General features: G+C 72.3%; 17 protein-coding genes. 14 read left to right on the forward strand and 3 right to left on the reverse strand.

Annotated features, from left to right (window positions below; all coding sequences use genetic code 11):
• The first annotated feature begins 29 nt into the window (after positions 1–29).
• From ACFYUV_RS08490 to ACFYUV_RS08555, 14 genes are all read left to right on the forward strand, one after another.
• Positions 30–1562, forward strand: a complete 1533-nt coding sequence (locus tag ACFYUV_RS08490) for a UDP-N-acetylmuramoyl-L-alanyl-D-glutamate--2,6-diaminopimelate ligase (protein ID WP_387667465.1) — start codon at positions 30–32, stop codon at positions 1560–1562.
• Positions 1559–2989, forward strand: a complete 1431-nt coding sequence (gene murF / locus ACFYUV_RS08495) for a UDP-N-acetylmuramoyl-tripeptide--D-alanyl-D-alanine ligase (RefSeq protein WP_387666406.1) — start codon at positions 1559–1561, stop codon at positions 2987–2989. The genes ACFYUV_RS08490 and murF overlap by 4 nt, the downstream gene beginning before the upstream one ends.
• Entirely contained in the window at positions 2986–4044 is a 1059-nt protein-coding gene (gene mraY / locus ACFYUV_RS08500) for a phospho-N-acetylmuramoyl-pentapeptide-transferase (RefSeq protein WP_352325068.1), read from the forward strand. The genes murF and mraY overlap by 4 nt, the downstream gene beginning before the upstream one ends.
• A complete protein-coding gene (gene murD, locus ACFYUV_RS08505) occupies positions 4041–5411 on the forward strand; it encodes a UDP-N-acetylmuramoyl-L-alanine--D-glutamate ligase (RefSeq protein ID WP_387666409.1) in 1371 nt (456 codons plus the stop codon). Before mraY ends, murD begins: the two co-directional genes overlap by 4 nt.
• On the forward strand, positions 5401–6711 hold the full coding sequence (gene ftsW, locus ACFYUV_RS08510; protein WP_387666413.1) for a putative lipid II flippase FtsW: 1311 nt from the start codon (positions 5401–5403) through the stop codon (positions 6709–6711). Before murD ends, ftsW begins: the two co-directional genes overlap by 11 nt.
• Before the next feature lie 12 nt (positions 6712–6723).
• Complete coding sequence (gene murG / locus ACFYUV_RS08515; RefSeq protein ID WP_352358438.1) at positions 6724–7800, forward strand: undecaprenyldiphospho-muramoylpentapeptide beta-N-acetylglucosaminyltransferase; 1077 nt, start codon at positions 6724–6726, stop codon at positions 7798–7800.
• Complete coding sequence (gene murC / locus ACFYUV_RS08520; RefSeq protein WP_358293937.1) at positions 7797–9194, forward strand: UDP-N-acetylmuramate--L-alanine ligase; 1398 nt, start codon at positions 7797–7799, stop codon at positions 9192–9194. Before murG ends, murC begins: the two co-directional genes overlap by 4 nt.
• Positions 9195–9267: 73 nt before the next feature.
• The gene (locus ACFYUV_RS08525; RefSeq protein WP_387666417.1) at positions 9268–9930 is read left to right on the forward strand and encodes a cell division protein FtsQ/DivIB; all 663 of its coding nucleotides are present in this window, start codon (positions 9268–9270) and stop codon (positions 9928–9930) included.
• Positions 9931–10265: 335 nt separating this feature from the next.
• A complete protein-coding gene (gene ftsZ, locus ACFYUV_RS08530; protein WP_387666420.1) occupies positions 10266–11771 on the forward strand; it encodes a cell division protein FtsZ in 1506 nt (501 codons plus the stop codon).
• 151 nt (positions 11772–11922) lie between these two features.
• Positions 11923–12615: a YggS family pyridoxal phosphate-dependent enzyme gene (locus ACFYUV_RS08535; protein ID WP_387666423.1), complete on the forward strand. Its 693-nt coding sequence runs from the start codon at positions 11923–11925 to the stop codon at positions 12613–12615.
• A 138-nt stretch (positions 12616–12753) separates the two neighbouring features.
• Positions 12754–13254 (forward strand): cell division protein SepF, encoded by a 501-nt coding sequence (locus ACFYUV_RS08540; RefSeq protein ID WP_357968056.1) that lies wholly within the window; start codon positions 12754–12756, stop codon positions 13252–13254.
• 80 nt (positions 13255–13334) lie between these two features.
• On the forward strand, positions 13335–13628 hold the full coding sequence (locus tag ACFYUV_RS08545; RefSeq protein ID WP_125630468.1) for a YggT family protein: 294 nt from the start codon (positions 13335–13337) through the stop codon (positions 13626–13628).
• A 108-nt stretch (positions 13629–13736) separates the two neighbouring features.
• Positions 13737–14612: a DivIVA domain-containing protein gene (locus ACFYUV_RS08550; RefSeq protein WP_352325076.1), complete on the forward strand. Its 876-nt coding sequence runs from the start codon at positions 13737–13739 to the stop codon at positions 14610–14612.
• A gap of 62 nt (positions 14613–14674) precedes the next feature.
• Complete coding sequence (locus tag ACFYUV_RS08555; protein ID WP_387666427.1) at positions 14675–16432, forward strand: hypothetical protein; 1758 nt, start codon at positions 14675–14677, stop codon at positions 16430–16432.
• 90 nt (positions 16433–16522) lie between these two features.
• Here ACFYUV_RS08555 and ACFYUV_RS08560 read toward each other — a convergent pair whose 3' ends face one another.
• From ACFYUV_RS08560 to ileS, 3 genes are all read right to left on the reverse strand, one after another.
• Positions 16523–16921 (reverse strand): hypothetical protein, encoded by a 399-nt coding sequence (locus tag ACFYUV_RS08560; RefSeq protein WP_387666430.1) that lies wholly within the window; start codon positions 16919–16921, stop codon positions 16523–16525.
• A 64-nt stretch (positions 16922–16985) separates the two neighbouring features.
• Positions 16986–17453 (reverse strand): hypothetical protein, encoded by a 468-nt coding sequence (locus tag ACFYUV_RS08565; protein ID WP_387666433.1) that lies wholly within the window; start codon positions 17451–17453, stop codon positions 16986–16988.
• Positions 17454–17591: 138 nt separating this feature from the next.
• Positions 17592–20732 carry an isoleucine--tRNA ligase gene (gene ileS / locus ACFYUV_RS08570; protein WP_387666436.1) on the reverse strand — a complete coding sequence of 1047 codons (3141 nt, stop codon included), beginning with the start codon at positions 20730–20732 and terminating at the stop codon, positions 17592–17594.
• Positions 20733–20945 lie beyond the last annotated feature (213 nt).

The following is a 20945-nucleotide window of genomic DNA, read 5'->3' on the forward strand; positions in this document are numbered from 1 at the left end:
ACGCTCTCGCCGTGCGTCCCCCGTCGTCTATGCGTCCCAAGACCAGCCCGCCCCGTCCGCTGACCGGGCTCGCGACCATGCTCGACGCCGATTCCGGCACGTCGAGGTCGCCCCATGCCGCCCTGACCGGCGTCACCATCGATTCCCGCGCCGTGCAGCGCGGCGATCTCTACGTGGCCCTGCCGGGCAACCGCGTGCACGGCGCGACCTTCGCCGCCGAGGCGATGGCGCGCGGAGCCGTGGCCGTCCTCACCGACCCGGCCGGGCGGGAGGCCGCCGTGGCCACCGGCCTGCCGGTGCTGATCGTGCCCGATCCGCGCGCGCTGCTCGGGCAGGTCTCCTCCTGGGTCTACGGCCAGCCGGCCCACGACGTCCAGGTCATCGGGGTGACCGGCACGAGCGGCAAGTCCACCACCACCTTCATGGTGGAGGCCGGCCTGCGGGCGGCCGGCCACACGACGGGCCTGGTCGGCGGCGTCGAGATCGCCGCCGGAGACCTCCGCTTCGAGCCCACGCTGACCACGCCGGAGGCCCCGCAGCTGCACGCCCTGTTCGCGCTGATGCGCGAGCAGGGGGTCACCGCGGCCACCATGGAGGTCTCCAGCCACGCGCTGGCGCTCGGCCGGGTCGACGGCATCTTCTACGACGTCGCCCTGTTCACCAACCTCTCCCAGGACCACCTCGACTTCCACAAGGACTTCGAGGACTACTTCGCCACCAAGGCCAGGCTGTTCCAGCCCGAGCTGAGCCGCGTCGGCGTGACCAACATCGACGACCCGCACGGCCGGGAGCTGCTGCACCGGGCCAAGGTGCCGATGACCACGTTCTCGGCGCTCGGCGACCCGGAGGCGGAGTGGCGGGCGCTGGAGGTCCGGCTCGGCGCCGACGGCAGCGCGTTCCGGGTGGCCGGTCCCGGCGGGGTCGAGGCCGACGCGCAGATCTCGCTGCCCGGCCCCTTCAACGTCGCCAACGCGCTCGGCGCGATCGTCTGCCTGGTGGAGTCGGGGGTGCCGCTCCAGACCGCCGTGCACGGCGTGGGCAGCCTCACCGGGGTGCCCGGGCGCATGCAGCGCATCACCTCCGCCGAGGAGGAGTTCCAGGCGCTCGTGGACTACTCCCACAAGCCGGGCGCCGTGGAGTCGGTGCTGCGCTCGCTGCGTGAGGTGACCGCGGGCACGCTGACGATCGTGCTGGGCTGCGGCGGCGACCGCGACACCGGCAAACGCCCGATCATGGGCGAGATCGCCGCCCGGCTGGCCGATGTGGCGATTTTCACCAACGACAACCCGCGCTCGGAGGATCCGCTCGCCATCCTGGCCGCGATGATGGAGGGAGCGCTCGGCGTTCCGCCCCGCGACCGCGCCCATGTGATCATTGAGCCCGACCGCGCGGCCGCGATCGACCTGGCCGTCGGCCGGGCCGGCCGCGGCGACGTGATCGTCGTCGCGGGCAAGGGTCACGAGCAGGGCCAGTACGTCTCCGGCGAAGTGATCCCGTTCGACGACCGCGAAGTGGTCGCCGAAGCGATCGACGCACGCAACGAAAGCAGGAAGCACCGATGATCCCGTTGCCGCTGGCCAGGATCGCCGAGATAACCTCGGGCGCCCTGTCGGGCATGGCAGACCCCCGCGCCGTGGTGCGCGGGCCCGTAGTGATCGACTCACGCGCGGTGGAGCCGGGATCGCTGTTCGTCGCCCTCGCCGGCGAGCGGGTCGACGGCCACGACTACGCCGCGCAGGCGATCCGGGCCGGAGCGGTCGCCGTCCTGGCCTCCAGGCCGGTCGACGCGCCGGCGGTGATCGTCCCCGACGCCGCGGTCGCGCTGGCCGCGCTGGCCGCCGCGCAGGCCGCCGCGCTGCCGCAGGCCACCGTGATCGGCGTGACCGGCTCGGCGGGCAAGACCAGCACCAAAGACCTGCTGGCCAGGCTGGCCGGCCGGATGGGCCCGACCATCGCGCCCGTCGGCAGCTTCAACAACGAGCTCGGCCACCCGCTGACCGTGCTGCGCGCCGACGTCGACACCCGGTTCATGGTGCTCGAACTGGCCGCCCGCAACATCGGCCACATCGCGGACCTCACCCGCATCGCGCCGCCGACGATCGGCGTGGTGCTCAACGTCGGCACCGCGCACCTCGGCGTGTTCGGCGGCAAGGAGGCCATCGCCAAGGCCAAGGGCGAGCTGGTGGAGGCGCTGCCGCGCACCGGGGTTGCGGTGCTCAACGCCGACGACCCGCTGGTGTCGCAGATGGCCTCGCGCACCGACGCGCGCGTCACGTACTTCGGGCGCGGCGAGGGCGCGGCCATCAGGGCCGAGCAGGAGACGGTCGACGGGCGCGGGCGGGCCTCGTTCACGTTGCGCACGCCGTCCGGGGCCGCGCCGGTCACGCTCCAGCTCTACGGCGCCCACGCCGTGGAGAACGCCCTGGCCGCCGCCGCCGCGGCCTACGAGCTCGGCCTGCCGGTCGCCACGATCGCCGAGGAGCTGTCGGAGGCCACGCCGCGCAGCCGCTGGCGCATGGAGGTCACCGACCGGCCCGACGGCGTCACGGTGGTCAACGACGCCTACAACGCCAACCCCGACTCGATGCGGGCCGCGTTCGACATGTTCGGCGTGATGGGCCAGGAGCGGCGGCGGTTCGCGGTCATCGCGGCGCTGCGCGAGCTGGGCGAGGAGAGCGCGGCGCTCAACGCCGAACTGGGGCGGCTGGCGGGCGGTTCGGGCCTGACGGGCCTGGTCGTCGTCGGTCCCGACGCCGGCCCGGTGCTGGAGGGCGCCAACGAGGCGGCCTCGGCCGCCGCGGGACCGCCAGGTGGCGGAGGGCCATATGCTCCCCAGATGACCCGGATCGTACATGTCCCTGATGCCGAGGCAGCGGCGGCCGCACTGGCCGGCCTGCTGCGCCCCGGCGACGCGGTGCTCGTCAAGGGCCCCCGCGCGATGGGCCTGGAACGCACGGCGGAGCTCCTCCTCGGAGGTGCCGCTCAGTGATCAACATCGTCATCGCCGGCGCGGTGGGCCTCGTCCTGTCGATGCTGGGGACCCCCTTGGCGATCAGGCTGTTCTCGCGGCGCGGCTACGGCCAGGAGATCCGCGAGGAGGGAGTGCAGGCCCACCTGGGCAAGCGCGGCACCCCCACCATGGGCGGCATCGTGTTCGTGCTGGCCGCGCTGCTGGCCTACGGCGGCTCCCACCTGGCCACGCTGTCGCCGCCGACGGTGTCGGGCATGCTCGTGCTGTTCCTGATGACCGGCCTCGGCGCGGTCGGCTTCCTCGACGACTTCATCAAGATCTACAAGCAGCGCAGCCTGGGCCTGCGCAGCGGCGCCAAGGCCCTCGGCCAGCTCGTCGTCGGCGCCGTGTTCGCCGTGCTGATCACCCGCCAGCCCAACGTCTACGGCATCACCCCCGCCGAGACCCGGCTGTCGTTCCTGCGCGACATCGGCCCCTCGATCGGCATCGTCGGCTTCACCATCTGGGTGCTGTTCATGATCGTCGGCTTCTCCAACGCCGTGAACCTCACCGACGGCCTCGACGGCCTGGCCAGCGGCGCGACCGGCGTCGTGCTCGGCGCGTACGTGCTGATCGGCAACTGGCAGCTCCGCAACAACTGCATCGACCAGCTCGGGCCCAACTGCTACTGGGTGCGCGACCCGCTGGACCTGTCGGTGGTGGCCGCGGCCGTGCTGGGGGCGCTGGTCGGGTTCCTGTGGTGGAACGCCCCGCCGGCGAAGATCTTCATGGGCGACACCGGCTCGCTGGCCCTGGGCGGCGTGCTGGCCGGCCTGGCCATCGCCACCCGCACGCAGCTCCTGCTGATCATCCTGGCCGGGCTGTGCGTGATCATCACGGCGTCCGTCATCATCCAGGTCGGGTTCTTCAAGATGACCGGGAAACGGGTGTTCAGGATGGCGCCGCTGCAGCACCACTTCGAGCTGAAGGGCTGGGCCGAGACCACGATCGTGGTGCGGTTCTGGCTGATCGCCGGGCTCTGCGCGGCGCTCGGGCTCGGGCTGTTCTACGTCGAGTGGATGCCCAAGCCATGACGTTGACGTGCGTGGCCGGGCTCGGCGTCTCCGGCACCGCGGTGGCCGGGGCGCTGGCCGGACGCGGCGAGCGGGTCGTGGTCGTGGAGGCCGTGGAGGGTGAGCGGCAGCTGGCCGCCGCGGCCGAGCTGGCCCGCGCCGGGGTCGAGACCAGGTTCGGCGAGATGGTGCTGCCCGAGGGCACGACCAGGCTCGTCACCACCGGCTGGGCCCCGCACCACCCGCTGGTCGCCGCCGCGCTGGCGGCCGGCGTCGAGGTCGTCGGCGAGGTGGAGCTGGCCTGGCGGCTGCGCCCGCCGCACGCCGCCCCCTGGCTCGCGCTGACCGGCACCAACGGCAAGACCACGGCCGTGCGCATGCTCACCTCGATCCTCCAGGCCGCCGGGCTCGACGCCCTGGCCGTGGGGAACGTGGGCGTCCCGGTCGTCCGCGCCGTCGCCGAGCCGTACGACGCCCTGGCCGTCGAGCTGTCCAGCTTCCAGCTCCACTGGTCCAGCACCCTGGCCCCGCACGCCGCGGCGATCCTGAACATCGCCCCCGACCACCTCGACTGGCACGGCTCCATGGCCGAGTACGCCGCCGCCAAGGGCCGCATCTACGAACGCGCCGGCACCGTGATCTACAACGCCGACGACCCCGAGTGCGCCCGCCTGGCCGAGCCCTACCAGGGCGCCGTCGGCTTCACGCTGCGGGCGCCGCGCAGCGGCCAGATCGGCGTCGTCGAAGACCTGCTGGTCGACCGGGCGTTCGTGGCGGACCCGGTCGAGGCGGCGGAAGAGCTGGCCACGTTCGCCGACATCCGGCCCCTGGCCCCCCACAACGTGGCCAACGCCCTGGCCGCCGCCGCCCTGGCCCGCTCGCTCGGCGTGCCGTCCGAGGCCGTACGGCTGGGCCTGCGCGCCTTCAAGCCCGACCCCCACCGCCTGTCCCACGTCGACCGGGTCGGCGACGTCGACTACGTCGACGACTCCAAGGCCACCAACCCGCACGCCGCCGCGGCCGCGCTGAGCGCCTACCCGTCGATCGTGTGGGTGGCGGGCGGTCAGCTCAAGGGCGCCGACGTCGACGACCTGGTCCGGCGGGCCGCGCCCCGGCTGCGCGGCGCGGTGCTGCTGGGCGCCGACCGCGCGGCGATCGCCGAAGCACTCGCGCGACACGCGCCGAATGTCCCCGTCGTGGACATCCCGGGCCAAGACACTGGTGTGATGGACACCGTCGTCACCGAAGCCGCGCGGCTGGCCTCCCCCGGGGACACCGTGCTGCTCTCCCCAGCGGGCGCCTCGCTCGACATGTTCCCCGGCTATCCGGCACGAGGGGAGGCCTTCGCCCGTGCCGTCCACGAGCTGAGGCGGCGGCGTGAGCAGTAGCACCGGCACCGCCGGCGCCCGCCCGGCCGCCGGCGAGTCCGCCCGGTCCAAGGCCCAGGAGGGCCCGGCGAGCTGGGTCCGCGAGCAGCGCGCCGTGCTGAAGGAACTGCTCGACAAGCCGCTGACGACCTACTACCTGATCATCATGTGCAGCGCGCTGCTGCTCGCGCTCGGGCTCATGATGGTGCTGTCGGCCTCCGCGATCGAGGCCCAGCAGAAGACCGGCAACCCGTTCTCGTGGTTCATCAAGCAGTCGTTGTCGGCCGGCGTCGGCGTGCCCGTGATGTACGCCTGCTCGCGCCTGCCGCCGAAGTTCTTCCGCTGGGCGGGCTACCCGCTCATGGCGCTGGCGGTGCTGGCGCTGGTCATGGTGCTGTTCATCGGCGAGTCCGAGCTGGGCGCGCAGCGGTGGATCTACCTCGGCCCGTTCACCCTCCAGCCGTCGGAGCCGGCCAAGCTGGCGCTCGTGCTGTGGGGGGCCGACCTGCTGGCCAGACGGGCCAGGCAGGGCCGGATCGAGTGGCGGCAGATGCTGATCCCGCTCATGCCCGGCACCGCGATCCTGGTCGTCATGGTCCTGCTCGGCCGCGACCTCGGCACCACCCTCGTGCTCTTCATGATCTTCCTGGCGCTGCTGTGGGTGGTGGGGGCGCCGATCAAGCTGTTCGGCGGCATCCTGGCGCTGGCGGTGCTGGCCGCGGTCATCATGATCAAGGTGGAGCCGTACCGGATGAAGCGCATCGGGGCCTTCCTCGACCCGTGGGCCGACGCCCAGGGCGCCGGTTACCAGGCCGTGCAGGGGCAGATCGCGATGGGCTCTGGCGGCTGGTTCGGGCTCGGCCTGGGCAGCAGCCGCCAGAAGTGGAGCTGGCTGCCCCACGGCGAGAGCGACTTCATCTTCGCCATCCTCGGCGAGGAGCTCGGGCTGATGGGCACGCTGATGGTGGTGGCGCTGTTCGGCCTGCTCGGCTACGCGGGGCTGCGGGTCGCGGTCCGGGTCAACGACGGCTTCGTCCGCCTGGCGGCGGCCGCCATGGTGGCCTGGATCGTCGGGCAGGCGGCCGTCAACATGGGCGCCGTGCTCGGCGTCCTGCCCATCACCGGCATCCCGCTGCCGCTGGTCTCCTACGGCGGGTCGTCCCTGCTCCCCACGCTCGCCGCGCTGGGCATCCTGCTGTCGTTCGCCAAACGCGAGCCCGGCGCGCGCGAAGCCTTGGCCGCGCGTGGCCCCGGACCCGCCGCACGGGGCCTAAGCTGGCTTGGCCTGGGGGGTACGTCCAGAGGCCGAGTGAGACGTTAGGGAGTGACCGAGATGAGGGTGGTCCTCGCCGGTGGGGGGACGGCCGGGCACATCGAGCCCGCGCTCGCCCTTGCGGACGCGCTGCGCCATCTTGACCGGAGCGTCGGCATCACCTGCGTGGGCACCGAGCGCGGCCTGGAGACGCGGCTCGTGCCCGCCAGGGGCTACGATCTCGAACTGGTGCCGGCCGTGCCGCTGCCCAGGGCGATCACCCCGAGCCTGCTGACCGTGCCGGGCCGGCTGGCCGGGGCGATCAACGCCGTGTCGGGCGTCCTCGACCGGGTCGGCGCCGACATCCTGGTCGGGTTCGGCGGCTACGTCGCCACGCCCGCCTACCTGGCGGCCAAGCGCAAGGGCCTGCCGATCGTCGTCCACGAGGCCAATCCCCGTCCCGGCCTGGCCAACCGGCTGGGCGCCCGGCTGACCGACCACGTCTTCACCGGCTTCCCCGACGCCGCGCTGCCCAAGGCCGAGTTCATCGGCACCCCGCTGCGCCGCGAGATCGTCACGCTCGACCGGCTGTCCACCGGCGACAAGGCGCGCTCCTGGTTCGGGCTGGAGAACGACCGGCCCACGCTGCTGGTGTTCGGCGGCTCGCAGGGCGCCAGGTCGCTCAACCAGGCCGCGCTGGCCGCCGCGCCGGTGCTGCGCCGGGCCGGCATCCAGGTGCTCCACGTGCTCGGCCTGAACAACACCGTCGAGCACGAGCCGCCGCCCGGCGACCCCCAGTACGTGCTGCTGCCCTACGTCGACCGCATGGACCTCGCCTACGCCGCCGCCGACGTCGCGCTGTGCCGCAGCGGGGCCCTGACCTGCGCCGAGCTGACGGCCGTGGGGCTGCCGGCCGCGTACGTGCCGCTGCCGCACGGCAACGGCGAGCAGACCGTCAACGCCGAGCGCGTCGTGCGCGGCGGCGGCGGCCTGATGGTCGACGACTCCGACCTGTCACCCGATTGGATCATCCAGAACGTGCTGCCCATGCTCCACGACCCCGAACGGGTCGCCGTCATGTCGGAGGCCGCCTCCCGGCTGGGGCGCAAGGACGCCGATATCATGCTTGCCAGGAAAGTGTTGGAGATAGCCCGATGAGTCTCGTCAAGCTGGTCGATCCCGTAGCCGTCGAAGACCTCGGCCGCGTGCACTTCATCGGCATCGGCGGCGCGGGCATGTCGGGCATCGCCCGCATCCTGCTCAAGCGCGGCGTCCGCGTCACCGGCAGCGACGCGCGCAGCTCCGAGCTGGTGACCGAGCTGCGCGAGCTGGGCGCGACCGTGCACATCGGGCACGCCGCCTCGCACATCAGGGACGTCGACACGGTGGTCGTCTCCACCGCCATCCGCGACTCCAACCCCGAGCTGGGCGAGGCGCTCAAGCAGGGCCTGCGGATCATCCCGCGGGCCGCCGCGCTGGCCTCGGTGATGGCCGGCCGCACCGGCGTGGCCATCGCCGGCACCCACGGCAAGACCACCACCACCTCCATGCTCACCGTGGCGCTGCAGAAGTGCGGCGCCGAGCCGTCCTACTGCGTGGGCGGCCAGCTCGTCACCACCGGGCTGGGCGCCGACGAGGGCGCGGGCCGGGTGTTCGTGGCCGAGGCCGACGAGAGCGACGGCTCCTTCCTCATGCTGGCCCCCGACATCGCCGTGGTGACCAACGTCGAGGCCGACCACCTCGACAACTACGGCGACCCGCGCGCGGTGCACGACAGCTTCGCCCGTTTCGCCGACCGGGTGGGCTCGCTGCTCATCGTCTGCGCCGACGACCCGGGCGCCGCCGAGCTGGTCGGGCGGGCGCGCGAGCGCGGGCTGCGGGTCAGGACCTACGGCGAGCGGGGTGAGGACTACCGGGTGACCGGGGTGCGTCCCGACGGCTTCGGCACGGTGTTCTCCATCGAGGGCAGGGGAGACGTGCGGCTGGCCGTCCCCGGGGCGCACAACGCCCTCAACGCCACCGCCGCCATCGCCGTGGCCGACGAGCTGGGGCTGGCGTTCGAGGACATCAGAGACGGCCTGGCGGCCTTCACGGGGGCCAAGCGGCGCTTCGAGGCCAAGGGCGAGGCGGGCGGCGTCGCGGTGTTCGACAGCTACGCCCACCACCCGACCGAGCTGGCCGCCGACCTGCGGGCCGCGCGCGACGTCGTGGCCTCCTACTCGGGCACCGGCCGGGTCATCGCGATCTTCCAGCCCCACCTGTACTCGCGCACCCGGTTCTTCGCCGACGAGTTCGGCGCCGCCCTCGGGCTGGCCGACGAGGTCATCGTCCTCGACGTCTACGGCGCGCGGGAGGATCCCGAGCCGGGCGTGTCCGGCGCGATGGTGGCCGGGCGCGTGCCGCTGCCCGCCGAGCGGGTGGCCTACGCCCCCGACCGGGCGGCGGTGCCGGACCTGGTGGCCGGGCGGGCGCGGCCGGGTGACATCGTGCTCACGATGGGGGCGGGCGACGTGACGGAGCTCGGGCCGCAGCTCGTGGCGCGCCTGTCCTGAGCCGTACGGGCGTGGCGGGCGGGCGCCGGACGGCCCGGCGGCGTACGTTCGAAGCCGGCGTGCGAGGAGGGCGATGAAGGCGCGTAACGCGTTCCTGGTGCTGTTGACGGCGGGGGTGGTCGGCTCGGCCGCCTGGCTGGTGTTCCTCTCGCCGGTGCTGGGCGTGCGGTCGGTCGAGATCGTGGGAAATCTCACAGTGACCAGCGAGCACATCAAGCAGCAGGCCGCCGTCCCCGACCTGCATCCGCTGGCCACGGTCGACCTGGCCGACGTCCAGGCGCGCGTGCTCGGCATCCGGCAGCTCGCGACGGCGAAGGTCGACCGGGTGTGGCCGGGCACGCTCAGGATCGAGGTGGTCGAGCGCGAGCCGGTCGCGGTGATCCCCGCGGGCGGCCGGTTCGCGGTGGTCGACAAGCAGGGCGTGGTGATCGAGGTCAAGGACACGTCGCCGTTCATGCTGCCGTTGCTCAAGGTTGACCGGCCGGCCGCGGGCGACCCGGCCACCATGGCGGCGCTCCAGGTCGTCCAGGCGTTGCCGCCGGTGGTGGCGGGCAAGGTCCGGCAGGTGCGCGCCGCCTCGGCCGAGGGCGTGACGCTGGAGCTGTCCGACGGCCGTACCGTCCTGTGGGGCGGGGCCGACAGGCCGCAGGAGAAAGGCCGCATCCTGGTCTCGCTCCTGAGCCGCAAGGCCACCCTGTACGACGTCAGCTCTCCCGACGTCGTCACCTTGAAGTGATCACGAGTGTCAGGGTCTGGCAACTCCGTGGCAAGGGCATCGCGTGCCTGTGCGAGGTGGGGGTCGCGGCGTGAGAGCCTGTAGATCGGAGCTTCGGCAGAGGAAGGCCCCGACCAGGCGCGACTCCGGAGCGAATCGGACAGCCCGCGACACGCCGGACGTGCTTGCGGCGCGGTTAGTTGACCCGCCTGGTAGGGGCCTCCTACTGTCCGTATCAATCCTCAGGTTGACATAAATCTAAATCTCAACCTGAGGTTGAGAGTTACGAAAACTGAGAAAAAGCGGAGACGATCCGCACCGAAATGGCAAGTCAACGAGCGGAAAGGCCCCTCGTCGTGGCAGCACCGCAGAACTACCTCGCGGTCATCAAGGTCGTCGGCATTGGCGGCGGCGGAGTGAACGCCGTCAACCGGATGATCGAGGAGGGACTCAAGGGCGTCGAGTTCATCGCCATAAACACCGACGCCCAGGCGCTGCTGATGAGTGACGCCGATGTGAAACTCGACGTGGGCCGCGAGCTCACGCGCGGACTGGGCGCCGGAGCCAACCCCGACGTGGGGCGCAAGGCGGCCGAAGACCACCGTGAGGAGATCGAGGAGGTCCTCAAGGGGGCCGACATGGTCTTCGTCACGGCTGGTGAGGGCGGTGGCACGGGCACCGGCGGCGCGCCGGTCGTGGCCAACATCGCCCGGTCGCTCGGCGCGCTGACGATCGGCGTGGTGACCCGGCCCTTCAGCTTCGAGGGGCGGCGTCGCGCCTCGCAGGCCGAGGCCGGCATAGAGACACTGCGCGACGAGGTCGACACCCTCATCGTGATCCCCAACGACCGGCTGCTGTCGATCTCCGACCGCCAGGTGAGCGTGCTCGACGCGTTCAAGGCGGCCGACCAGGTGCTGCTGTCCGGTGTCCAGGGCATCACCGACCTGATCACCACGCCCGGCCTGATCAACCTCGACTTCGCCGACGTCAAGTCGGTCATGTCGGGCGCGGGCTCGGCGCTCATGGGCATCGGCCACGCGCGCGGCGACGACCGGTCGGTCGCCGCCGCCGAGATGGCGGTCTCCAGCCCGCTGCTGGAGGCGAGCATCGACGGCGCCCACGGCGTGCTGCTGTCGATCGCGGGCGGCTCCGACCTCGGCCTGTTCGAGATCAACGAGGCGGCCCAGCTCGTCTCGATGGCCGCCGCGCCCGACGCCAACATCATCTTCGGCACGGTCATCGACGACGCCCTCGGCGACGAGGTGCGGGTCACCGTGATCGCGGCGGGCTTCGACGACGTGCCGCCGCCGGCCGAGAAGCCGCTGCCCAGGCCGGCCGCCAGGCCCGCCGCGCAGCCCGCTGCGCCGGTGTCGTCCTCGGCCCTGCGGCCCGGTGTGCCGGCTTCGCCCAGCGTGAAGTCCGAGCCGCCCGCGCCGCGCCCTGAGCCGAGGCCCGAGCCGCGTCCTGAGCCGCGTGCCGAGCTGCGGTCGGAGCCCCGCCAGGAGTTCAGGCCGGAGCCGCGCCAGGAGTTCAGGCCCGAGCCCAGGCAGGAGTTCAGGCCCGAGTCGCGCCCCGAGCCTCGCCCGGAGTCGCGCGAGTTCAGGCCGGAGCCGCGTCCTGAGCCCCGGCCGGAGCCGCGTCCCGAGCCGGTGCGGCCGGTGGAGCCGGTCCAGGCCGCCGAGCCCGTCGCCGCCCTCGGCGACGACGAGCCGCAGGCCCCGGTCTCCATCCCGAGGCCCACGCCCGAACCGGCCAACCCGCCCACGCCCATCACCTCCCGCATGTCGGAGCCTCCCAAACGTCCTCGGGTGATCTTCGAGGAGCAGGAGGAGGAGCTCGACGTCCCCGACTTCCTCAAGTAGCTCACCACCCACCGCCGCTCCCCGCAGGCGTACGGGAGCGGCGCCGTCGTGTGTGCCGGGATCCGACCCGCGGCACGGAAAGGGGGCCATCGTGGCGTACGGCGTACAGGCCGAACTGCGGGGCGATGGAGGCAGGGAGAGGGAGACAGACGTGCGGAGGGACGAGATCGCGGCCGGTCTCACCGAGATCGAGGACCGCATCGGCGCGGCCTGCCACGCGGTGGGCCGCGACCGCGGCGAGGTCACCCTGATCGCGGTCACCAAGACCAGACCGGCCGACGACGTGCGCATCCTGTGCGAGCTGGGTGTGCGCGACGTCGGCGAGAACCGCGACCAGGAGGCCGCGCCCAAGGCGCACGAGCTGGCCGACCTGCCGCTGACCTGGCACTTCGTCGGCCAGCTGCAGACCAACAAGGTGCGGTCCGTCGTCGGGTACGCCGACGTGATCCACTCGCTCGACCGCCTCCGGCTGCTGGAGGCGATCAGCAAGGAGGCCGTGCGGCAGGGCCGCAAGGTCGGCTGCCTGATCCAGGTGGCGCTCGACGACGACCCCTCCAGGGGCGGCGCCCGGCCCGCCGACGTGCTCGCGCTGGCCGACGAGGTGGCGCTGGCCGACGGAGTGTGGCTGGGCGGCGTCATGGCGGTCGCCCCGCTGGGGGTGGAGCCCGCCCGCGCCTTCGCCGTGCTGCGCGATGTCGCGACCCGCGTCCAGGAGCAGCATCCGCGGGCCACGATGGTCTCCGCGGGCATGAGCCAGGACCTCGACGAGGCGGTCGCGTACGGTGCGACACACGTGCGGATCGGTACGGCGTTGCTCGGTCGTCGCAGGCCCTTCGTCAGGTAATGTCCCCTCAAGTGGGTCTTCAGGCCCATGATCAAGTAGAGGTCGATCCGCGGTGAGCTCCAAGGGGGTACGGCTGCCGCCTCGGCCCCGGCGACGGGTCCGAGCCAGTGCGACCATGAGCAGGAGGACGACGTAGCGATGGCCGGCGCGATGCGCAAGATGGCGGTCTACCTCGGTCTCGTGGAGGACGACCGCTACGAGAGGTACGAGACCTACACCGACGAGTACGCCTACGACGACGATGTCCAGCGGACCGGCGAGGAACGGCCCGTGGCGGTCCAGGACCGCGACGAGGAGGCCGACTCCGCGGTCCCCGCGCCCAGGCCCGCCACGACGATCCTGGAGCGCCGCACGACCGACCTGGCGCGCATCACGACCCTCCATCCCCGGACCTACAACGAGGCCCGAACCATCGGAGAGCACTTCCGCGACGGCACCCCGGTCATCATGAATCTGACCGAAATGGTTGACAGCGACGCGAAGCGGCTCGTGGATTTCGCGGCAGGTCTGGTCTTCGGCCTACATGGAAGCATTGAACGTGTTACCAACAAGGTGTTCCTGTTGTCCCCTGCCAATGTCGAGGTGACCGCCGAGGACAAGGCCCGAATCGCGGAACGCGGGTTCTTCAACCAGAGTTAGAGTCTCTGTATGTCCATCGCACCCAACCGGGTCCACGCGCGGCCGGGAGGGCACACCAGAAGTGGAGGCGCGGCCGGGCCGTGGAGATCGTGAGTGGGATCTTGGTCGTAGTCCTGTCTCTGTATTTGGTACTGCTCATCGGCAGGATGATCTTTGAGACGGTGCAGGCGTTCGCCCGGCAGTGGCGGCCTTCCGGGGTCGTGCTGGTGCTGGCGGAGGCCACGTACACCGCGACAGACCCACCTCTCAAGTTCCTCCGCCGTTTCATTCCCCCGCTCCGGTTGGGTACGGTGGCCTTTGACCTAAGCTTCACTGTCCTGTTCATCGTCGTTCTGATCTTGATCCAGATCGCTGGGTCACTGGGCGGCCGGTGAGGCGGGCTGGTGGGGTGGCCGGTCGTGATCCAACTCGTGTCCGCGCTGAAGTGATTCGGGTTCACCGTCCCTCCGGACAGACTCCAAGCGCGCCAAGGAGACCAAAAAATGCCGCTGACGCCCGCTGATGTGCGGAACAAGCAGTTCAGTACCACCCGGCTGCGGCCGGGCTACGACGAGGAGGAGGTCGATGCCTTCCTCGACGAGGTGGAGGCTGAGCTCGACCGCCTGATCCAAGAGAACGAGGAGCTACGCGCCAAACTGGCCGAGTGCCTGCGTGGGAAGGTGCCGGGCGGCATGGGCATGCCCATGGCCTCCGCGCCCGTCCAGGAGCAGCCGAAGCCGGAGATGATGGCGCCGCCGCAGCCGGAGCCCATGCGGGCCCCCGAGCCGCAGCCGATGCGAGCCCCCGAGCCGCAGCCCGTGGCCATGAGCATGCCTCCCGCCGAGGACAACATGGACACCGCGGCCCGCGTGCTGGCCCTCGCCCAGCAGACCGCCGACCAGGCGATCGCCGACGCCCGCCGGGAGGCGGACGAGACGGTGACCCGCGCCCGCCGCGAGGCCGACGAGATCCTCACCAAGGCCCGCCGCCAGGCCGAGCAGGTCATCGGCGACGCCCGCGCCCGCGCCGAGACGCTTGAGCGCGACGCTCAGGAGCGCCACCGCCAGGCGATGGGCTCGCTGGTGCAGACCCGCGACGAGCTGGAGCGCAAGGTCGAGGAGCTGCGCAGCTTCGAGCGCGAGTACCGCAGCCGCCTCAAGCTCTACCTGGAGAACCAGCTCGCCGAGCTCAACGTCTCCGCGGAGGGCAGCGGCGGGTTCCCGGTCATGTCCGGTCCGCAGGGTCAGGCCCCCGCCATGTCGCACGCGGTTCCCCAGGGTGGCCAGCAGCCTCTTCCCGGTGGCCCCAACCCGTTCGGCGGCGAGGCTCCGCAGGGCGCCTTCCCCGGCGGCGACGGTCCGCACAACGACCGCCGGTAAAGTAACGGGTCACTAGGACCTGTCACTCGAAAGAGCCCCCTGTGATCCTTATCAGTGCTGGTTTGGTGCTCGCGGCGGTCGTGTTGCTGATCGCGGGCTTCGTACTGGCTAAGCCGTTCCTGATCATGTGGTCCATCGTGGTCAGCGTGCTGTCCGCGCTGTTCCTGGTGATCGGGGCGTTGCTGCGGCGTCACGAGCTGTTTCCCGGTGGTGGGCGGGCCGCTGCGCCGGCCACCCCTCCGGCCCCGCTCCCGCCGCCCGGCCTGCCGTACAACCAGACCGGTCCTGCCGGGCCCCAGCCGCACCCGCGGCCACAACCCCACCCGCATCCGCACCCGCAGACGCTTCAGCGGACCGCCGTTCCGGCCTCCGCGCCTCGCCGCCCCGCGGCGAGCGGCATCTCGCCGGACGCGATCGTGCTGGTGATCCCGGGCCGCAAGAGATACCACGTGCCGGGCTGCCGCCAGCTGGCCGGACGGGATCACGAGGAGCTCACCCACGAGGAGGCACGCGAGGAGGGCTTCACGCCCTGCACCACGTGCCTTCCGGACGCCGCGCTCGGCGGACGGCAGTTGCCGCCTGCCGCCGACCCCGAGCCCGTCGTCGCCCCCGGTCCCGGTGCCACCCCCTCCGCCGTGGCGGAGAGCCGGGCCGAGACCTCCGCGGAGACCCGGGACCTGCGCCCGCCGGTCGTACCGCCGAAGCCCGACACGAAGGCTTCCACCCCCACCCCGGAGCCCGCCGCCCCCCGCGAGGAGGGCGCCACCGGGTGGTTCGGCCGTCCGGCCGCCGCCGCGCAGGCGAGCGACCCGGCCACGTCCCCCTCCGCCGCCACGTCCGATTCCGCGCCCGATTCCGGGGCCGATTCCGCGCCCGATTCCGGGGCCGGTCCGGACGAGGAGCAGGGGGAGATCGAGACTTCCTACTTCCGGCCGCCGTCTGAGCGTGAGCGGCCCGCGCGTCCCTCTTCGCCGGACGACGCCAAGGGCCCGTCGGCCGCCCCTTCGCGCCCTGCTGCCGCCTCCAAGGGGGCGCCGGCTTCGGGGGCGTCCAAGAGTTCGGCCGAAGGTTCGTCCAAGAGCCCGTCGGCTGAGGGTGCGGCTCCGGCCAGGCCGTCCAAGGGCGCGGCTGCGGCCAAGGCGGGTGCGGGTGCGGCGGCTTCGGGCCAGACGGGCGATGACGCGGCTGGTTCCGGCAAGCCGGTCGAGAGCACGCCGGGCAAGCCGTCCTCGACCGCCCGGCCGTCGCCCACCGACCGGCCCGCCGCACGGCCCGCACGTCCCGCCGACGGGCCCACCGACCGGCCCGCACGTCCCGTCGAACAGCCCGCCGATGACGGTGACGACGCGTCCGACCCGGACACGGCGCCGCAGCCTCGTGTGACCGCCTCCGGGCTGCCGGTCCAGCCGGAACCCTCCGGTGGGGGTTCCAAGGCGTCCGAGCGGCCTTCTGGGGCTGCGCCGGCCCCTTCCGCCCGTCCGGCGGGAGCGGCCGCCCCGGCGCCGAAGACCGGGAGCAAGGACACCGAGCCCGGCACGACCGGCAAGGAGAGCCCGGCGAAGGGCGAGACGCCCGGCGCCGAGCCCGGCAAGACGGGTGAGGGCTCGAAGGGCGAGGCCGGCGGCACGTCCGGTCCGGCGGCCGGGCGTCCGAGGACGGTCAAGGTCATCACCGGCACCCGTCGCTACCACAGCGCCACCTGCCCGCTGATCAGGGGCGCGGGGGAGACGGGCGTGGAGACCATGACGATCCCCGAGGCCGAGGACGCCGGTCTGACCAGCTGCCCGGTTTGCCAGCACGACCGCGAGACGGCCAAGTAACCCCCACCCGCCCCAGGCCCGCCGCGCCTTGACCCGCGGGCCTTCGGGGCTCAAGGACGCCCATCTTCATGGGGCCGGCTCAAGGGCCGTTCACACCAGCGGGCCTTCCGCGCTCGTCCGGCGTCCGCCAAGGCGGGCGTCAGGGGTGGGGGCTGTGGCGCAGGCGAAGGAGCCAGGGGTGGGGCGGGGAGCCGTGGACTTGTAGGGGAGCCGCATCTCCGGGACGAGGTGCCGGAAGTCGTCCCGCATGATTGTCAGGGCTGTCAGGGGACGGCGGATCAGCGGGTCGCGGCGGTAGATCCACTCGTCCTCGGCGGACTCGTCGAGCATGAGCTGGAAGCGCCAGGGTGCGCCGGGGCTGATCGCGGCGTGCACGTCCCAGCCGGTCGGGAGCCGCCGGACGGCGAGCCGGTCGCGGCGCGGCGGCGCGACGACCTCCTCCAGGGGCGCGGCCTCCCAGGGGCCCCACGGCGTGTCGATTCGCGGCATGTCCGCCCTTCTCCGGACGAGGTACCGCCGGGCAACCCCGAACGCCCCCGCGACCGGGCAGAGCTCACCGGGCTCTCCACGTGGCCGCCGTCCGGCTGGTGGACTTGGCCGTGACGGGACCGGCCCGCGGGGCGGGCCACACCTGGATCAGGTACTCCTCGACGGGGGCGTCGTCGTCCCGGGGGTCGCCGTCGTCGCGGTTGCGCCCGTGGACGCGCAGCCGGTAGTCGCCGGGGCGGGGCAGTTCCAGCTGTGCGGCGGGGTTCTCGCCGTCGCCCGTCGTCGCGAAGTCCATGAACGCCGATCGCCAGGCGACGGACACCTCGGCGACGTCCTGCCATCCGTCGGTGGCCAACGGCGGGGCGGCGTCCCACAGTTCGGCGGTGACGACGATGTCGCCGACCTCCTGGCCGCACACGATGCGCGCGCCGTCGCCGTCGGGATCGGCCTGGACCAGGCCCGTCGCGGTCATGTCCCACGCGAACTCCGTCACGAGGTCCTCGCCGGTCAGGTCGACGGCGGACGCGTCCACGAACACCCGAGCGCAAGCGCGGCGGATCGGATTCGGCACAGAACGGGATCCTTTCGGTATGCGAGAGGAGGCGAACGCGCGCGGGGGCGCCACCGAGGTGATCGGTGGCGCCCCCGCGTGCACGGATCGCGGCCTGGGTCAGGCGCGGCGGAGGTGGAACGTCAGGCCCAGGTCCTCGTCGTGGTGGGCCGGGAGGTCGTCCTGGGCGCCCTCGGTGAGGGACGCGGCCAGGACCTCGTCGGCGACCGTGCCGCCGCCGGAGCGCAGCGCGGCGGCCAGGTCGGGCGAGGAGGCCGTCCACCACAGGTCGATGCGGTCGGTGATCGACAGGCCGGAGGACTTGCGGGCCTCCTGGACCAGCCGGATCACCTCGCGCAGCAGGCCGGCGCGGCGCAGCTCGTCGGACAGCTCCAGGTCGAGGGCGACGGTCTCGCCGGTGCCGGTGCCGATGGCGCCGGTCTCCACGGCCCAGCCCGCGCGCGGCTGCTCGGTGACGATCACCTCGTCGGGGCCGAGCATGATCTCGCCCAGCTCGTCCGCCTCGATCATGACGGGGGTGCCGCCACGCAGCGTACGGGCCACGCGGGTGGCGTCGGCGGCGGTCACCGCGGCGGCCACCAGCTTGGTACGCGACCCGAACCGCTTCCCGAGCGCCCGGAAGTTCGGCTTCACCGTGTACGACACGAGATCAGCGTCGAATCCGGACATGTCCTCAAGGGCCTGGACGTTGAGCTCGTCCGCCACCAGCCCCCGCAGCTCGGCGGGCAGCGACGGCCAGCCGTGCGCGCCCACCAGCGCCCGGCGCAGCGGCTGCCGCGTCTTCACGCCGGAGGAGGCGCGGGCCGAGCGGCCCAGCTCGACCAGCCGGCGGACCAGGGCCATCTGGTCCGACAGCGCCGGATCGAGCAGGTCCTCGCGCACCTGCGGCCAGCTGGTCAGGTGGACCGAGGAGGGCGCGCCGGGCGCGCGCAGCACGTCCCAGAGGTAGTCGGTGACGAACGGCGTGATCGGCGCCATCAGCCGGGTGACCGTCTCCAGGCACTCGTACAGGGTGGCGAACGCCTCGCGCGAACCCTGCCAGAAGCGGCGGCGCGAGCGGCGGACGTACCAGTTGGACAGGTCGTCGAGGAAGTCGGCCAGGCGGCGGCCGGCGCGCTGGGTGTCGTACTCGTCGAGGGACGCGGTGACCTCGGCGACCGTCCGGTGCAGCTCGGCCAGCACCCAGCGGTCCAGCAGCGGACGCTCGGCGGCCGGCGGAGCGGGCTCGGACGGGCTCCAGGACTCGGCGTTGGCGTACAGGGTGAAGAAGGAGGAGGTGTTCCACAGGGTCAGCAGGACCTTGCGGACGATCTCCTCCAGGGCGTTGTGCCCCACCCGGCGGGCCGCCCACGGCGATCCCGAGCAGGCCATGAACCAGCGCAGCGCGTCGGCGCCGTGCTGGTCCATCAGCGGGATCGGCTCCAGGATGTTGCCCAGGTGCTTGCTCATCTTGCGGCCGTCCTCGGCCAGGATGAGGCCGAGGCAGAGCACGTTCTCGTAGGAGGACTGGCCGAAGACCAGCGTGCCGACCGCCATCAGCGAGTAGAACCAGCCGCGGGTCTGGTCGGTGGCCTCGCAGATGAACTGCGCGGGGTAGACGCCCTCCGGCTTGCCGTGCTCGCCCCACTGCGCGAACGGCATCGAGCCCGAGTCGTACCAGGCGTCGATCACGTCGGGCACGCGGGTGGCGAGCTCGCCGCAGGAGGGGCAGTCGAAGGTCACGTCGTCGACGTACGGGCGGTGCGGGTCGAGCGCGGAGACGTCCTGGCCGGCCAGCGTGCTCAGCTCGGCCAGCGAGCCGACGCAGGTGACGTGGCTCTCGTCCGCCGAGCACACCCACAGCGGCAGCGGCGTGCCCCAGTAGCGCGAGCGCGACAGCGACCAGTCGACGTTGTTGCGCAGCCACTCGCCGAACCGGCCCCACTTGATGGTCTCGGGGAACCAGTTGGTGTTGGCGTTCTCCGACAACATCTGGTCCTTGACCGCGGTGGTGCGGATGTACCAGGACGGGAGCGCGTAGTACAGCAGCGCGGTGTGGCAGCGCCAGCAGTGGGGGTAGGCGTGCTCGAAGTGGGTGCCCCGGTACAGCAGGCCGCGCCGGCGCAGGTCCTCGGTGAGCTCCTCGTCGGCGTCCTTGAAGAAGCGGCCGCCGACCATGGGCACGTCGTCGAGGAACCGGCCGTCGGGGCCGATCGGGTTGACGATCGGCATGTCGTACCGCTTGATGACGGCCATGTCGTCGGCGCCGAAGGCGGGGGCCTGGTGGACCAGGCCGGTGCCGTCCTCGACGGTGACGTAGTCGCCGAGCACGACGTAGTGGGCGCCGGGGATGTCGACCAGGTCGAAGGGGCGGCTGTAGCGGGTGCGCTCCAGCTCGCGGCCCGTGTAGCGGGCGACCTCGGTGACGTCCTCGCCGAGGACCGACAGCAGCGGCTCGGCCACCACCAGCACCTCGCCGTCGGCGGTCCTGGCCGCGACGTAGGTGACGTCGGGGTGCACGGCGACGGCCGTGTTGGACACCAGCGTCCAGGGGGTGGTGGTCCAGATCAGCAGCGCCGCGCCCAGCTCGGCCAGCGGCCCGGACGTCACGGGCATGCGCACGTAGACCGAGGGGCTGGAGACGTTCTCGTAGCCGCCCGGCTGGCCCAGCTCGTGGTCGGACAGCCCGGTGCCGCAGCGCGGGCAGTACGGCGTGATGCGGAAGTCGCGGAACAGCAGCCCCTTGTCGAAGACGACCTTCAGCGACCACCAGACCGACTCGATGTAGGACGGGTCCATCGTCCGGTACGCCTGGGACAGGTCGATCCAGTAGCCCATGCGCTCGGTCATCTGCTCGAACGCGTCGACGTGCCGCAGCACCGACTCGCGGCACTTGGCGTTGAACTCGGCGATGCCGTAGTCCTCGATGTCCTTCTTGCCGGTCAGGCCCAGCTCACGCTCGATGCCGACCTCGACGGGCAGGCCGTGGCAGTCCCAGCCGGCCTTGCGCGGGACGCTGAAGCCGCGCATCGACTTGTAGCGCGGGAACAGGTCCTTGAACACCCGGGCCTCGACGTGGTGCACGCCGGGCAGACCGTTGGCGGTGGGCGGGCCCTCGTAGAACACCCAGGCGGGGTTGCCGGCGTTCTGCTCGACGGACCGCTCGAAGATCTTCCCGTCCCGCCAGCGGTCGAGGACCTCGCGCTCGAGCGCGGGCAGGTCGACCTGCGCGGGAAGAGAGCGGAATGATGGGGAAGACATGTCGGGCGGGACCTCCACGCGTCGTCGGCCGGTTGTGGCGTGCGCGAAGGGACGAAGCCTCGCGGCTCCGCGGTACCACCCTTCTTGGCCTCCGGGGAGGCCCTCTTCATTCGCTTGCTGCCGGGTCTAGTGAGCTCTGCCGAGCCGTTCTTCCGGCGGCTCCGGGGTGATATCCCTCACAGCGGGGCCCCATCAACGCCTTGCAGTCTCAAA

The organism is Nonomuraea sp. NPDC003560 (genome assembly GCF_042878785.1).
Lineage (GTDB): Bacteria > Actinomycetota > Actinomycetes > Streptosporangiales > Streptosporangiaceae > Nonomuraea.

What these genes read in the sequence shown, in the direction of transcription:
- murC (WP_358293937.1), top strand. Translation starts at nt 7,797, where the DNA reads ATGAGTCTCGTCAAGCTGGTCGATCCCGTAGCCGTCGAAGACCTCGGC.
- ACFYUV_RS08560 (WP_387666430.1), bottom strand. Translation starts at nt 16,921, where the DNA reads ATGCCGCGAATCGACACGCCGTGGGGCCCCTGGGAGGCCGCGCCCCTG.
- ileS (WP_387666436.1), bottom strand. Translation starts at nt 20,732, where the DNA reads ATGTCTTCCCCATCATTCCGCTCTCTTCCCGCGCAGGTCGACCTGCCC.
- ACFYUV_RS08525 (WP_387666417.1), top strand. Translation starts at nt 9,268, where the DNA reads ATGAAGGCGCGTAACGCGTTCCTGGTGCTGTTGACGGCGGGGGTGGTC.
- murF (WP_387666406.1), top strand. Translation starts at nt 1,559, where the DNA reads ATGATCCCGTTGCCGCTGGCCAGGATCGCCGAGATAACCTCGGGCGCC.
- ACFYUV_RS08550 (WP_352325076.1), top strand. Translation starts at nt 13,737, where the DNA reads ATGCCGCTGACGCCCGCTGATGTGCGGAACAAGCAGTTCAGTACCACC.
- murG (WP_352358438.1), top strand. Translation starts at nt 6,724, where the DNA reads ATGAGGGTGGTCCTCGCCGGTGGGGGGACGGCCGGGCACATCGAGCCC.
- ACFYUV_RS08490 (WP_387667465.1), top strand. Translation starts at nt 30, where the DNA reads ATGCGTCCCAAGACCAGCCCGCCCCGTCCGCTGACCGGGCTCGCGACC.
- murD (WP_387666409.1), top strand. Translation starts at nt 4,041, where the DNA reads ATGACGTTGACGTGCGTGGCCGGGCTCGGCGTCTCCGGCACCGCGGTG.
- ACFYUV_RS08540 (WP_357968056.1), top strand. Translation starts at nt 12,754, where the DNA reads ATGGCCGGCGCGATGCGCAAGATGGCGGTCTACCTCGGTCTCGTGGAG.